The following is a 14,074-nucleotide window of genomic DNA, read 5'->3' on the forward strand; positions in this document are numbered from 1 at the left end:
GAAGCGGCCCCTCTGATTTTAGTGTTTACGCGAATACTGCTGGGGCCGCTTTGCGGCCCGATCGCGACACAAGGCCGCTCCTACAGACGTGGCGCGTCAGGTATGATCGATTCATCCTGGCGGATTCGCCAGGGCCTCCATTACACGCAGGCCTTGTCCTCGACACCGTTGAAGAGCGGGTAGTCACGCAGCTGCGCCGGTGACAGCGGCCGGCTGAAGTGGTAGCCCTGGGCGATATCGCAGCCGGCAAGCTTCAGGCACACCACTTGTTCGCGGGTTTCCACGCCTTCGGCCACCACTTCCAGGCCCAGGCGTTTGGCAAGGATGATGGTGGACGACACGATCGGGCTGTCGTCGTGGCTGTTGGACAGCGGCGCAATCAGCGAGCGGTCGATCTTCAGCTTGCTCAGCGGCAGCGAATGCAGGTGGGCAAAACCGGCGTAGCCGCGGCCGAAATCGTCCAGGCTGATGCCCAGGCCGGCGTCGCGAAGGGTGTGCAGGTGCGCCACCGCCGTGCCTTCGGGGTCGAGGATGGTGGTTTCGGTGATTTCCAGCTCCAGCCGCTGCGGGGCGATGGCGTACTGCTGCAGTTCGCTCAGTAGCCGTGCAGCGAAGTCTGCCTGGCGTAGCTGCAGCGCAGATACATTGACCGCCAGCCGCGTCTTCCGGCCTTGGGCGTCCCAACCCGACAGGGCCTCGCAGGCCAGGCGCAACACCTCCCAGCCCAGCTCGACAATGAAGCCGCTGCGCTCGGCAAGGTCAATGAACCGGTCCGGGTACAGCAGGCCGAACTCGGGGTGGTCCCAGCGCACCAGCGCTTCGTAGCCCAGCACCTGCTGGGTGTCGAGGCGGATCTGTGGCTGGTAGTGCAGCACGAACTGGCGCTCGGCCAGGGCGCTGCCGAAGGCCTGTTCGAGGGTGAAGGCGTGGATGTCGGCCAGGTTCAGCGACGGGTCGAAGAAACGGTACTGCGCGCGCCCGGCCTGCTTGGCCGAGTACATCGCGGCATCGGCACTGCGGATCAGGCTGTCGATGTCCTGGCCGTCGCGCGGGCAGATACTCACGCCCACGCTGGGGCTGGTGTTGACCTCCTGGCCGTCCAGCGCATAGGTGGCCGACAGCTTCTGCACCAGTACGCGGACCCAGGCATTGATCTGCTCCTCGCTGCGCTCGCCGGCCAGCAGCACCACGAACTCGTCGCCACCAAAGCGCGAAGCCTCGTCGCCGGGCTCCAGCAGGCGCTGGATACGCCCGGCAACGGCCTGCAGCAGTAGGTCGCCGATCTTGTGCCCGAGCGAGTCGTTGATCGACTTGAAGCGGTCCATGTCGATGAACAGGATCGCCATCAGCCGGCGCTTGCCGCGTTGCCGGGTCAGCACCTGGCCGGCCACCTCGACGAACTGGCGGCGGTTGTGCAGGCCGCTGAGGTGGTCGGTGGCCGCGGCATGGCTGCTGCGCCGATGTTCGTCCTCGAGGCGGTCGATCAACTGCTGGTTGACCTGCTGCGCCTGTTCCAGCGCGCTGAAGGCCTCCTGGCGCTTGCGCAACAGGCGCAAGGTCCACAGCAGGCTGGCGAGGATCATCAGGGTCATGCTCAGGTTCAACCAGAACTGCCGGGAATAGGCCAGCGTCGAAGGCGCGAGGATTTCGTCCTGGCGCTGGCTGACCACCACGCTGAAACCCCGCTCGGGCAGGCGCCGGTACAGGCTCTGGTAGGGGGCGCCGGCCGCGTACTGGGTCAGCATGCCTGCTTCACTGCCGCTGTCCGGCAGCCCGGGCAGCAGTGCGTCACCGGCCACCACGCCGCTGCTATCGATGCGCACCCGCTCCAGGCCGTCATCCTGCAGCAGGCGCACCAGCCCGCTGCCGCCCAGGTCGATGTGCTGCAGCAGCACCGCCAGGTAGCCGATGTCCAGCTGCACCACCAGGATATTGTCGATTTCGCGACCCGGCAGGTTGGTCAGCGGTAGCAGGAAGGGCAGGTGCCGGTTGGGCACGGTGGTCGCTTGCCCGGGGGGCTGCACGCTGGGCAGGAACGGTTTGAAACCGTAGCGGGCAACGTGCCGCTGCAGCTGGCGCAGCCAGTCTTCGGGTAGCTCGGCGGCCTCGTCGGCATGGCTGGCCGACAACAGCCGGCCTTGCCGGTCGTACAGGCTCATGCGCTTGAATACCGGGTCTTCGGCAAGCATGCGCGCCAGGCTGACGCTGCCCTGGCTCAGCATCTTCATGTCGTCCTGGGCGACCCGGCCCACGGCCTGGGCGCGATCCACCAACTGGCGCAGGCTTTCGCCAACGATACTGGCCAGGTTCAGGTGCTCGGCGGCCTTGGCCGACAGCGCGTCCTGGCGGGCGGCAACCTTCTGCGAAACATGCAGTCCCCAGACAAAGGCCAGGGTGGCTGCACAGAGCATCAGGATCAGCAGCCGCAGAAGGCTGGCGGATGAAAGCGAACGGCGAATCACTGCTGATAGTTCCCGACCCTGGGTGATGGTCGAAAAATACGACAGTAAGATGACAGCCTAATGACTGGTGGCCAATTGCCTTTAAGGATTTCCCTTATCGGCCAGCGGCGTCTGCAGGCGCGCAGTTTCTTCCTCCATGTAACTCATCAGCGCGCTGACTTCGGTATCGCCCAGGCGCATGTTGGGCATGGCCACGCGGTTGTATTGTTCGTACAGCAGCATGGCCAGGGGGTCTTTCTGGGCCAGCATCTGGTCGGGCTCCTTCAGCCAGCGGGTCAGCCAGTTGGCATCACGCTGGCGGGTCACGCCGAGCAGGTCGGGGCCGATGCCGGGTTGTCCTGGCTCGGCATTGCCCAGGGTGTGGCAGGACGAGCAGCGGGTACGGAAGAGTTGCTCGCCACTGCTGGGTGCGCGCACCTCGGGAGCCTGGGCGTAGTCATTGGCCATGGCACTGGCCTGTTTCCAGTTGTGCAGGCTGTTGCCCAGGCGGTCGGCGAGAATGTACGGGTTTTCGAAGGGCGAGGCCTTCATCCAGCGGCCGGTGGCCTGGTTGCCGATGATCAGGCTCAGGTTGTGGTCCTTGGAGCGGCCGTTTTCCAGGCCATCGATGTACAGGCCCAGGCTGCGGCGCAATTGTTCGATATCGGCCGGCTCGCCGGTGAGCAGCGTCCAGCCGGGGCCGATACCAAACTTTTCGGCGTAACGCTTGAGGGTGGCGGGGGTGTCGTTGTAGGGGTCGATGCTGATGGAGTAAAGGAAGATGTCCGTGCCGACCCGGTCACCAAGGATTTTCTGCACCTGGCGCAGGCGCGCGGTTTCCACCGGGCAGGAGTCGGAGCAGCCGGTGAAGATGAAGTTGATGGCGACCACCTTGTCCTTGATCAGGTCGTCGAAGAAATGCACCTTCTCACCGTCCTGGGTGAGCAGCGGGATGTTGGGGAAGTAATCGGCGCCCCAGGGAGTTTCAGCTTCCTCGGCCACGGGTTGCTGTGGTTGCAACGGCCAGAACGGGATACTGGCTGCGAACAGCGAGAGCACCAGCAGGAAACGCCATGAACCGGACATGATGCGGTCCTCGTTGATAACGGTATTGGGGCTGCCCTGCAGCCCTATCGCCGGCAAGCCAGCTCCCACAGGTACTGCACAAGGCTTGGAGCCGACGCGGTCGAGGTGGGAGCTGGCTTGCCAGCGATGGGCCGCACAGCGGCCCCCGCTTTTCGGTTACCTGATGCTGACCGGCGCCGTCACGCTCTGCCCCAGCGCCGATTTCACGGTCACGGTCGCCGGTGTGGCCGGGCCGCTGCCGGTGGTTGTGGTCGACAAGCGCCAACGGGCGCCGCTGGTAGTGGTACTCAGCGTGGCCGTACCCAGCAGTAGCGGGCCACTGGTGGTTGCCGCAGTCACGGTGATGCTGTTGCCGGTGGCCACCGTGGTGGTGCCCGAAATATCCCAGGTAAAGCGGTTGCCGCTGCGCACCTGCACCGTGGCACTGGTGACCTGGATCTGGTCGACCGCCGCTGCCGGGCTCACCGCAATGCTGACCGTGGCCGGGGCCACCGATTCGGCGCCCTTGGCGTCACGAGCCGTGTAGTTGAAGCTGGCGGTGAACGCTGTGGTTACCGTGGCCGGTGGGACGTAGGTGACCGTGCTGCCGTCGGTACTGGTAGTGCCCTGGCCGGAGTCCGGCTGGCTGAGGCCGACTACGGTCAACGGCAGGTTGTTTTCCGGGTCGGTGTCGTTGGCCAGCACGTTCAAGGTGATCTGCTTGCCGGCCGTGGTAGCCGCGCTGTCGTTGGCCGCAACCGGCGGTTTGTTGGTCGGGTCGTCGTTATCATGGCCTTCGGTGCGGAAGGTCGGCAGCCCAACCGAAGCCACGTACTCCACGCCATCCCAACCCGGTAGTGGGGTCGGCATCACCTGGAACTGGCCTGGGTGCTCCAGGTCCCAGCGCAGCAGCATCGACGAGTCTTCATGCTGGGTGTTGTGGCAATGTTCCATGTAGGTACCGGCAAACTCGCGGAAGCGCAGGGCTACCTCCACTTCTTCCGACGAATCGATATCCGGCCCGATGCGATACACGTCCTTGCGCGCCCATTTTTCCCATTCCGGCGGGGCCTTGCCGTCGCGACTGAGGATCACGCCTTCCTCGAAGTGCACATGCACCGGGTGGCTCCAGCCATTGCCGCCGTTGATGATCTTCCACACTTCCAATGTGCCGTCGCCGCTGAAACCGCCGTCGGTAGACTGCTGGGCCAACTGTGGCGCCGCGTTGATGCGACGTGGGTCCATGGAGTAGCCAAAGCCGCCATCGGTCTTGATGGTCCAGGGTTGGGTGTCGGTACCGTCCGAGCGGCCGAAGATGAACTCGCGATGGCGGGCATCCTTGAGCTTGGCCTGGTCGGTGGCCGAATTACGGTCTATCGGCAGCGGCAGCATTTTCAGGCCTTCGGCCTTGCCCGGTTTGGCCGGTTCATAGGCAACCGGGTCCATGCTCAGGTCCTGGCCGCTGTAGGGCTGAACCACGAACTGCATGAACTTGCCGATTGCCGGGTCGCCGTTGTCCCACTCAGGCCCGTTGCTGGTCTGCTTGATCACCGCCTTGTATTTTTCCGACAGCACATCGGCCAGGGCAATGGCACCCTCCGGGCCCTTGCCGCTCTGATGTTCCTCCAGGTTGACCAGGTACAGCTTGTCGCCGACCTTGATGCCGTGTTTGGCGAAGTTGATGATGATGTCGTAGCGCTCGGCGATGCCTTGCAGCGGCAGGATGCCGTTGTTGTCCTGCAGGTTGCCGTCACCGTTGAGGTCCAGGGTGCCGTCGAACGGCACGGTGTGTTCCATGATGTTGCCGTCGTTGGCGATCATGTGGAACGGTACCCGCGCATACGACAGGTTGGAGCCGGTGGGGCCTTTGAACTCGCCGCTGTTACCGGCAATTTCCCGGACCACTGCGAACTTGAAGTAGCGCGACACCGAGCCGTTGAGGATACGGAAGCGGTAGCTGCGCGCGCGTACCTTGAGCGTTGGCCGGTACTGCCAGTTGACCAGGATCTGGTCGCCGAGGAAGCCATCGGTGTTGAACGGGTTGAACCACAGCTGGCCGTTGGCATCCCAGGCCTTGTCGGCGATCACCAGGTTGACGTCGTAGTCGCGGTTACCCCACGGCATGCCCGAGCCACTGGGGAAACGCAGGTTGACGCCATCCTGCAGGGCCTCGTTGCCGCGGTCCAGGGCGCTGTAGTAGTTCATCATCACGGCGTTGCCCTTGTAGACGTTCTGCGCCGTGAAATCCATCATGTGGTCGTGGAACCAGTGGGTGCTCATGGTTTCGCGCCAGTCACCACGAATCTTGATGCTGCCGTTCTGGCAGGTTTTCAGGCCGGGGTTGGCATCGTTGACGAACAAGGTTTCGCCCGCCGAGCAAGGGAACGCAGCGCGTGGGTCTTCGGCACGGGTGTTGATGGTGTCATAGCCTGCCAGTTGCAGCGGCCAGCGGTAATCGTAGTACTGCCCCGGGAAGAAGTAGGCGTTTGCATAGCCATCGCTCTCGGCCGGGGAGTGGCCGTTGTGCTCATGGGTCGAAAGGGTGTGCAGGCCAAACCCGGCGTTGGCCGAGGGGTCGATCGGCAGCGCGTTGTAATGGCGCATCAGGATCGGTTGGCCATAGCGCACCATCAGCAGCTTGGGCGGGAAGGTGCCGTCGAAGGTCCATAGCGACTTGTGGTTCTGTAGTGGCATCTTCGGGTGGAAGCGGGTGTCGATGCCCTTGGTGGTGCCCAGTGTGTTCGGGATATCGGAAGTCTGGTAGTACAGGCCGCCCGGGGCGAACTCGCCAACTGCATAGTTGTGCAGTTGCTTGCGGTCACGCAGGCCGAGGTTGATGCGCGCACCGGCCTGGGCGGTCTTGAACCCCGCCTGCGGGTAGAACTCGTTCCAGCGCTGGTGCGACCAGCCTTTTCCTGGTGGCCGGCCTTCCGCAGGCGAACCGACCGGTTGGCGGTTGAGGAACATCTCGATCTGCGCCTTCCATGGGTTGCGGTCGAGCACGTTGGAATACTGGGTCGGGAAGGGGTACAGGCCCGGCTGTTTGAGGAAGGCTTCCAGGGCTGTACCGCTGGGGCCGCTGCGGGCCACCACGTTGGGGTCCTGCGCCGGTGCCGCGCCCAGGGTCGGCACCGGGAAGGTCAGAGTGGGCGGCGGCAACGTGGGGTCGAGCCTTTCCGTGCCGAATTCCTCGAACAGCAGTAATTGCTGGGTAAACGGCAACGCGCCGAACAGCGGGCTTGGCTTGCCGTTGGTGGGGTACTTTTTCCCGGTTTGCAGGGCCGGCGGTAGCACGTTGTTTGCGCTTACCGTGTTGCGGTCACCGTACACGCCATCGGTCAGTTCGAGTGAGCCCCGATTCGCCTCTGGCATGCTGTACAGGTCCAGCAACGCCTGGGTCGGGTCAGCCGGCTGATCAGTGTAGGCCGACGGGTCGGTCGGCGGGGGCATGCTGTTGTCGTCCATGGGCGCCGCTGTTGCCGTGACCAGCCCAAGGCCGAGCATCAGCGTAGCGACGGTGGACAGCTGGAATGCATGCCTGGCAGGGTGGATCACGGCAGGTGTTTTCATTGCCTTGCGCCTCGTTTGCGACATCATGGCTTTTTGCCCGTTTCCGGGGCTGGAGCAACGGGTGTGCCAACCCAAATACGAGGAATATGTTTCTAAATAAATCCTTGTGGCGCCTGATGCGCGCTAAATGCCATGGCGTCAAAAATGGGTGAGGGCCCCCACTAGTGGGTCACCCATTGCCCACAGATTGGGTGGTGACAGCTGCGGCGCCCTGGGGTATACCTGAGCGCCACCAAGGGGAGCCCGGCAACGGGCTGAGAAACCGCTGGATGCTGCAGCGCGGTGACCCTTCGAACCTGATCCGGATCATGCCGGCGAAGGGATGGGACTTTGAAACCTGCCTTTTTGCCGGCCTCACTGCGAGGCCCGTCCATGCCAACCACCGCGGTCTCGCTGTCACCCCCCATCAAGGACAGCAACATGACCGAACGCTTCAGCCAGTCCCTGCGCCGCCGCAGCGAGCCGACCTGGTCGGCGGCCGTTGGCCACCGCTTCGTCACCCAATTGTGCGACGGCAGCCTGCCGGACCCGATCATGGTCGACTACCTGGTGCAGGACCACCGCTTCCTCGACAGCTTCCTGACCCTGCTGGGCGCGGCCATCGCCACCGCCGACACCTTCGAGGCGCGCCTGCGCTTCGGGCGCTTTGCCGGGATGATCTCCAGTGACGAGAACACGTACTTCCTGCGCGCCTTCGAGGCCTTGGGGGTAAGCCCCGCACAACGCAGCGAACCAGCCGACACCGTCCCGACCGCAGGCTTCAAGGCGATCATGCGCGAAGCGGCGGCCACCCGGTCCTATGCGGCCGCGCTGGCGGTGCTCAATGTCGCCGAAGGCCTGTACCTGGACTGGGCGTTGAAGGCGCCAAAGCCGATGCCGGACAACTTCGTCCACGCTGAATGGATCACCCTGCACGACAACCCGGCATTCCAGGACTTCGTTGCCTTCCTGCAAGCCGAACTCGACCGCGTCGGCCCGCAGGACGCCGTGCTGGCGGGTGACTTCTACCAGCGCACCGTGGCGCTGGAGCTGGCCTTCTTCGATGCTGTCTACCCGGAGGACAAATGAGCATGGATATCTTCGACCGCCTCAAGGCTGCCGCCACGCCGCAGTGGAGCAGCTACGTCGACCACGAATTCGTGCGCCAGATGGGCGAGGGTACGTTGAGCGAAGCCGCCTTCCGCACCTACCTGGTACAGGATTACCTGTTCCTCATCCAGTTCGCCCGCGCCTGGGCACTGGCTGCCTACAAGAGCCGTCGACCGGCCGACATCCGCGCCGCGCAGGCCGGGCTGGCGGCGATTCTGGATGAAACCGAGCTGCACTTGCGCCTGTGCGCGCGCTGGGGCCTGACCCAGGCTGATATCGAGGCCGCGCCCGAACACCAGGCCACGGTTGCCTATACCCGCTATGTGCTGGACTGCGGTGCCGCGGGTGACCTGCTGGAGTTGCATGTGGCGCTGGCGCCTTGCGTGATCGGTTATGCCGAGATTGGCCGGGCGTTGTCCGAGCGGATTGGCGATCTGAGCAATCACCCGTACCGCGAGTGGATCGCCGAGTATGCCGGCGAGGGCTACCAGGGTGTCGCCACAGCGGCGCGCAAGCATCTGGACGAGCTGGCAGCGCGGAGCATGACCGAGCAACGGTTTGCCGAGCTGGTGGAGATCTTCGGCCAGGCGTCCAGCCTGGAGGCGGACTTCTGGCAGATGGGGTTGGACGGAGCCTGATTTGCTGCCTGCGCCGGCCCTATCGCCGGCAAGCCAGCTCCCACAGGTAAACCACAGCCCTGAAGTCTGTGCAGTACCTGTGGGAGCTGGCTTGCCGGCGATAGGGCCAGTAGCAAATACCACAAGGCTTGAGCCACTATGCTGGTAGGGCCACCCGCAAAGCCCAGGGAGAAGCATCATGAACATCATCAACGCACGCCTGCGCGGCAAGCCTGGCCTGTTCCGCATCGAAATCAGCGGCGAACGCATCGCCGCCATCGTGCCCCAGGCCGAAGGGGTGGCGGCGCGCGCTGCCGATGACCTGGATGCCGGGCAGAACCTGGTGGTGGCGCCCTTTATCGAACCGCACATCCACCTGGACGCCACGCTGACCGCCGGCGAACCGCAGTGGAACATGAGCGGGACCCTGTTCGAAGGCATCGAGCGCTGGGCCGAGCGCAAGGCAATCACCACCCACGACGACATCAAGAACCGCGCGAAGAAGACCATCGGCATGCTGGTGGATCATGGCATCCACCATGTGCGTACCCATGTCGATGTCACCGACCCCACCCTGACTGCGCTAAAGGCCATGGTCGAAGTGCGTGACGAAGTGCGCCACCTGCTCGACCTGCAGATCGTCGCCTTCCCCCAGGAGGGTATCGAGTCGTACGCCAACGGCCGGGCGCTGATGACCGAAGCGGTGGCCATCGGTGCCGACGTGGTCGGCGGCATTCCACACTTCGAGAACACCCGCGACCAGGGCGTGTCGTCGGTCAAGTTCCTGATGGACCTGGCCGAACGTACCGGCTGCCTGGTGGATGTGCATTGCGACGAGACCGACGACCCGCAGTCGCGCTTTCTCGAAGTGCTGGCCGAAGAGGCGCGGGTACGCGACATGGGCGCCCGGGTGACAGCCAGCCATACCGTGGCCATGGGCTCGTACGACAATGCCTACTGCTACAAGCTGTTCCGCCTGCTCAAGCAGTCGGGTATCAATTTTGTATCTTGCCCGACCGAGAGCATTCACCTGCAAGGGCGTTTCGACAACTACCCGAAACGCCGCGGCGTCACCCGCGTGGCCGAACTCGACCGGGCCGGGATGAACGTGTGCTTTGGCCAGGATTCCATCGTCGACCCTTGGTACCCGCTGGGCAATGGCAACATCCTGCGTATTCTCGAGGCCGGCCTGCACATCTGCCACATGCTTGGCTACGAAGACCTGCAGCGTTGCCTGGACCTGATCACCGACAACAGCGCCCGCACCCTGAACCTGGGCGAGCGTTACGGCATCGAAGTGGGGCGACCGGCCAACCTGTTGCTGCTGTCTGCGCCGGACGATTACGAAATGGTGCGCAGCCAGGGGCATGCGCTGGTGTCGGTACGCAACGGCAAGGTGCTCATGCGTAGAACACCTGCCAGGGTTGAACACTACAGCTGACGCTCCCTGCTTCAGCATTCTGCAGCGCCCCGCCGGCTTGAAGCCGAGCGGGGCGCTTTGCTGTCTGGCGTACTGTTTTATCCCCGCGCACAGCTCCCAAGAACCATTCACATGCGATAAGCCGTGATTATTCCACCATAGGAAATGTTTGCACGGGCAATGGCTTGTCTCCATAATCGGTATGTAATTACATGGTACATAACACGGTACAAAATCGTAGGAGCAAGCATGGCCCGGGGCGGTATAAACAAGGTTGTAGTGCAGCAGGCACGTCAGGCGCTGATTGCCCGGGGCGAGAACCCCAGCATCGATGCGATACGTATCGAGCTGGGCAACACCGGCTCCAAGACCACGATTCACCGCTACCTGAAAGAGTTGAACGGCCAGCAACCCGTGGCTTCCGAGGGCGGCATTGCGCTGAGTGACGTGCTGAGCCGAATGGTCGGGCAACTGGCAACCCAGCTGCAGGACGAGGCCGACCTGAAGATCGAGCAGGCCGAAAGCGCCTTCACTCGACAGCGCGAACAGCTGGAGGCACAACTGGCCATTGCCCAGCAGGCACTGGCTGCGGCGCACCAACAGCATCAGATCGATGTGGCCGCACTGGCCGCCGAATCGGAAAAACTGCTTTCCACCCAAAGCACCCTGCAGGCCGAACAGCTGCGCAGTGCCAGCCTTAACCAGTCGCTGGGCGAGCTGCAGGTGCGCCTGGCCGACAAGGAGGAGCAGGTAAAATCACTGGAAGACAAGCACCGTCATGCACGCGATGCGCTGGAACACTATCGCAACGCCAGCCGCGAACAGCGTGAACAGGAGCAGCGCCGCCACGAAGCGCAGCTGCAACAGTTGCAGGTGGAGGTGCGACAACTGCAGCAAGGCATGATCGTCAAGCAGGACGAGTTGACCCGCCTGCACCGCGACAACGAGCGCTTGCTGGGTGAGCATCGCCAGGCCGCCAGCGCCTGCAGGGCGCAGGACGAATTGCTGGAGCAGCGCGATGCGCAGATCCAGGGCTTGCGCACGATCCTGGCCCAGGCGCAGGGTGCAAGCGAGGAAATGCGTCGGCAGCTGGATGTGCAGGCACAGAACCTGGAGGCCAGGCGCGACTTGTGCACGGAACAGGCTCGCCAGTTGCGGCAGCTTGAAGAGCAACTCAAGGCACGAGACGAAGCGCTGCACCAGTGTCAGTCGCAGTTGTCTGCCGCCAACGCGGCGCAGTAACTGCGAAAAGGCCCTGTGGGAGCGGGCGTTTCGAGGCGTCGAACCGCCGCGCGTTGGGCCCTTCGCGGGCACGCCCGCTCCCACAGGGAATGTGACACGCTTTCGAACCTTGTTCCCTGTGCGACAAGGTTGGGCGGGAGGGCGCGCTCAGCCTTCGGCTTGTCTGGCTGCCTCCACACCTGCCGCCGATAGCTTGATGGGGTAGTTCACGCTGATCTGGTGGTCGCTGCTCACCGCCACGCTGCCATCCTGGATCAAACCGGCCTCCTGCAGCGTCTTGAGCATGCCGGCCACGGCTTTCTCGCCCCGGTAGTTGTCCAGCACTTCCTTGCCCAACCCTTGGGGGTGAGCGTGCAACAGGCGAGTCAGCACTTCGGCTTTCAATGCATCGTTACTCATGGCGGGCCTCACTTGCCGTGTTTGGCCTGAAGCGCCTTGGCATGCTCCAGATGCTGTTCGAGCTTGGGCAGGGTTTCGCTGGCAAAGGCCTTCAATTCAGCCTTGTCGGACGATGCAGCTTCCTTCTTGAACAACTCCACCGCCCTTTCGTGAGCGTCGACCTGGTTGTTGACGTAAGACTTGTCAAACGACTCCTCTCGCCATTCCAGGATCATTTTCTTGACCTTGTCGGTTATTGCCGCCTCATCGGGTACGGAGATGTCGAGCTTGCGAGCGATGTCGCCGAGTTTCTGATTGGCCTTCGTGTGGTCGCTGACCATCTGCTGGGCAAAGGTCTTGATTTCGGCATTCTGAGTTTTTTCCAGGGCCAGCTTGCCGGTGACCACTTCGGCAATACCGGCCTCGGTAGCCGCTTCGACGAAGTCATCGGAACTCGCCGCCATTGCCTGCACCGATGCCAAGCCTAATACCATGGAAAAACCGACACGCTTGATGAAGAGACTGCTCATGCTTCACTCCTTAAACCGTGGCGCGACCTCAGTGTCGCGTACGGTTGAGGGTGAATGGGGAGCAAAGGTTTAATCTTTTTCCTGGCCGGCTGCGCCCAGATGGTGCTGAACTATAGTGAAACGCGGCGAACGCGGTAAGGCTAGGGATTTCAATGTGCGCAGCCAGGAAGCAGGATGAGGACGGGCTCTTCGCGATAACCGGCGAGGGCCGGGCCGTGGCGCTGTTCCGCCTGGTACTCGCGTTCATGCTGGTGGTGATGCTCGCCTTTGTCGTGGTGGAAGGTTGGCGCATCTGGCGCGACTACCGGCACGCCTTCACCAATGCCGAGAACATGGTCTCCAACCTGGCCCGGGCCACGGCGCAGCATGCCGAAGATGCCATCCGCCAGGTCGACGCAATTACCGCGGCGCTGGCCGAGCGCCTGGAAGGCGACGGCTTCGAGCACATCGACCGGCCGCGCCTGCATACCTTGCTGGTCCAGCAGAAAAGCATCATGCCGCAGTTGCACGGGTTGTTCGTGTATGGCCCGGATGGTGGCTGGATCGTTACCGACCAGGCGGTAGTCCCGCCCAATGCCAACAATGCCGACCGCGACTACTTCATCTACCACCGCGAGCATACCGACCGCGGGGTTCACATTGGCTCGGTGGTGCGCAGCCGTTCTACTGGCGACCTGATCATCCCCATTTCACGGCGCCTGCAATACGCCGATGGCAGCTTCGCCGGGGTGTTGCTGGGCACCATCAAGGTGGACTGGTTCGTACGCTACTACGGCGACTTCAAGATCGACGAACGCGGTGCGCTGGTACTGGCCAAGCGCGACGGCACTATCCTGGTACGGCGGCCGTTCGCCGAACAGGTGATTGGCCGCAGCCTTAGCAGCAGCGAGATCTTCCGCAAGCACCTGCCGCATGCAAGCGAAGGGGTGGCTGAGGCGGTCGCCGTGGTGGACGGTACGCCACGGCTGTATGGCTATCGGGCGCTGGCCAGCTACCCGTTGGTGGTGGAGGCCGGCTTGTCGCGGGAATCGATCGTCGCGCCCTGGCGGCACGATGCGATCAAGTCGGTGGCAGTGTTGCTGCTGTTGCTGGTGGGGCTGGCAGCGTTTGGTGGTGTGGTGTTGCGCCAGTTACGCGAGCGTATTGTCATCGAGCGGGCGCTGCACCAGGCACACCAGACCCTCAAGGCCCTGGCACTGACCGACAGCCTGACCGGCCTGGGTAACCGCAGGCGGCTGGACGCAGTGTTCGAGCCGGAGCTGCGTCGGGCACGACGCCAGGGCTACTCGCTGGCGCTGGTGATGCTCGACCTGGATTACTTCAAGGCCTACAACGACCGTTACGGGCACCCAGCGGGCGACCAGTGCCTGCGGCGCTTTGCCGAGGTGCTGCAGCAGGCACTGAAGCGGCCGGCCGACCTGGCTGTGCGCTATGGGGGCGAGGAGTTCACACTGCTGCTGCCTGATACCGATGTTCGCGGGGCGGAGCTGCTGGTGCAGGAAGTGCAACAGCTGTTGCGGCGTCAGATGCTGGAGCATGCAGGTAGCCCACTGGGCCGGGTGTCGTGCAGTGCGGGGATTGCCGTGGGTGACCTGGCGCGGGAGGGGTGTACGGCCGAGCGCCTGATGGCGGCAGCGGATGCGGCGCTGTACCAGGCCAAGCGCCGGGGGCGGGACGGGTATTGCCTGGCAGAACGTGCAGTGGTGGGCGTAGATGAATAAA

10 protein-coding genes and 1 riboswitch are annotated in these 14,074 nt (G+C 63.6%); of the genes, 5 read left to right on the forward strand and 5 right to left on the reverse strand.

What is annotated here, in order from left to right:
- Positions 1-140: 140 nt before the first annotated feature.
- The 3 genes from IMX18_RS10980 to IMX18_RS10990 all read right to left on the reverse strand — a co-directional run bounded on the left by IMX18_RS10980 (position 141) and on the right by IMX18_RS10990 (position 7,076).
- Entirely contained in the window at positions 141-2,462 is a 2,322-nt protein-coding gene (locus IMX18_RS10980) for a putative bifunctional diguanylate cyclase/phosphodiesterase (RefSeq protein WP_015270366.1), read from the reverse strand.
- Between the two features lie 81 nt (positions 2,463-2,543).
- The gene (locus tag IMX18_RS10985; RefSeq protein ID WP_100413645.1) at positions 2,544-3,527 is read right to left on the reverse strand and encodes an SCO family protein; all 984 of its coding nucleotides are present in this window, start codon (positions 3,525-3,527) and stop codon (positions 2,544-2,546) included.
- 156 nt (positions 3,528-3,683) lie between these two features.
- Positions 3,684-7,076 carry an Ig-like domain-containing protein gene (locus IMX18_RS10990; protein ID WP_217190361.1) on the reverse strand — a complete coding sequence of 1,131 codons (3,393 nt, stop codon included), beginning with the start codon at positions 7,074-7,076 and terminating at the stop codon, positions 3,684-3,686.
- A 225-nt stretch (positions 7,077-7,301) separates the two neighbouring features.
- A riboswitch (TPP riboswitch) is annotated at positions 7,302-7,416 on the forward strand.
- Between the two features lie 80 nt (positions 7,417-7,496).
- Here IMX18_RS10990 and IMX18_RS10995 point away from each other — a divergent pair.
- The 4 genes from IMX18_RS10995 (at position 7,497) to IMX18_RS11010 (ending at position 11,444) form a co-directional block, all read left to right on the forward strand.
- Positions 7,497-8,144: a TenA family protein gene (locus IMX18_RS10995; RefSeq protein WP_024087147.1), complete on the forward strand. Its 648-nt coding sequence runs from the start codon at positions 7,497-7,499 to the stop codon at positions 8,142-8,144.
- The gene (gene tenA, locus IMX18_RS11000; RefSeq protein WP_100413638.1) at positions 8,141-8,803 is read left to right on the forward strand and encodes a thiaminase II; all 663 of its coding nucleotides are present in this window, start codon (positions 8,141-8,143) and stop codon (positions 8,801-8,803) included. The genes IMX18_RS10995 and tenA overlap by 4 nt, the downstream gene beginning before the upstream one ends.
- Before the next feature lie 178 nt (positions 8,804-8,981).
- Positions 8,982-10,223, forward strand: coding sequence for a cytosine deaminase (codA, locus tag IMX18_RS11005; RefSeq protein WP_102083976.1), 1,242 nt, complete (start codon positions 8,982-8,984; stop codon positions 10,221-10,223).
- Positions 10,224-10,451: 228 nt separating this feature from the next.
- Positions 10,452-11,444 carry a DNA-binding protein gene (locus tag IMX18_RS11010; RefSeq protein ID WP_217190362.1) on the forward strand — a complete coding sequence of 331 codons (993 nt, stop codon included), beginning with the start codon at positions 10,452-10,454 and terminating at the stop codon, positions 11,442-11,444.
- 147 nt (positions 11,445-11,591) lie between these two features.
- Here the strand turns inward: IMX18_RS11010 and IMX18_RS11015 are convergent, their stop codons facing one another.
- On the reverse strand, positions 11,592-11,843 hold the full coding sequence (locus IMX18_RS11015; RefSeq protein WP_015270359.1) for a hypothetical protein: 252 nt from the start codon (positions 11,841-11,843) through the stop codon (positions 11,592-11,594).
- An 8-nt stretch (positions 11,844-11,851) separates the two neighbouring features.
- Positions 11,852-12,352 carry a DUF4142 domain-containing protein gene (locus IMX18_RS11020; RefSeq protein ID WP_217190363.1) on the reverse strand — a complete coding sequence of 167 codons (501 nt, stop codon included), beginning with the start codon at positions 12,350-12,352 and terminating at the stop codon, positions 11,852-11,854.
- Positions 12,353-12,504: 152 nt separating this feature from the next.
- On the opposite strand from IMX18_RS11020, the gene IMX18_RS11025 reads away from it, so the two are divergent.
- The gene (locus tag IMX18_RS11025) at positions 12,505-14,073 is read left to right on the forward strand and encodes a sensor domain-containing diguanylate cyclase (RefSeq protein ID WP_217190364.1); all 1,569 of its coding nucleotides are present in this window, start codon (positions 12,505-12,507) and stop codon (positions 14,071-14,073) included.
- The last annotated feature ends 1 nt before the right edge of the window (position 14,074 follow it).

Source organism: Pseudomonas shirazica, assembly GCF_015168335.1.
Lineage (GTDB): Bacteria > Pseudomonadota > Gammaproteobacteria > Pseudomonadales > Pseudomonadaceae > Aquipseudomonas > Aquipseudomonas asiatica.

Coding starts and splice junctions, on each gene's coding strand:
- IMX18_RS10985 (WP_100413645.1), bottom strand. CDS start 3,527: ATGTCCGGTTCATGGCGTTTCCTGCTGGTGCTCTCGCTGTTCGCAGCC.
- IMX18_RS10990 (WP_217190361.1), bottom strand. CDS start 7,076: ATGAAAACACCTGCCGTGATCCACCCTGCCAGGCATGCATTCCAGCTG.
- IMX18_RS10995 (WP_024087147.1), top strand. CDS start 7,497: ATGACCGAACGCTTCAGCCAGTCCCTGCGCCGCCGCAGCGAGCCGACC.
- tenA (WP_100413638.1), top strand. CDS start 8,141: ATGAGCATGGATATCTTCGACCGCCTCAAGGCTGCCGCCACGCCGCAG.
- codA (WP_102083976.1), top strand. CDS start 8,982: ATGAACATCATCAACGCACGCCTGCGCGGCAAGCCTGGCCTGTTCCGC.
- IMX18_RS11010 (WP_217190362.1), top strand. CDS start 10,452: ATGGCCCGGGGCGGTATAAACAAGGTTGTAGTGCAGCAGGCACGTCAG.
- IMX18_RS11015 (WP_015270359.1), bottom strand. CDS start 11,843: ATGAGTAACGATGCATTGAAAGCCGAAGTGCTGACTCGCCTGTTGCAC.
- IMX18_RS11020 (WP_217190363.1), bottom strand. CDS start 12,352: ATGAGCAGTCTCTTCATCAAGCGTGTCGGTTTTTCCATGGTATTAGGC.
- IMX18_RS11025 (WP_217190364.1), top strand. CDS start 12,505: ATGTGCGCAGCCAGGAAGCAGGATGAGGACGGGCTCTTCGCGATAACC.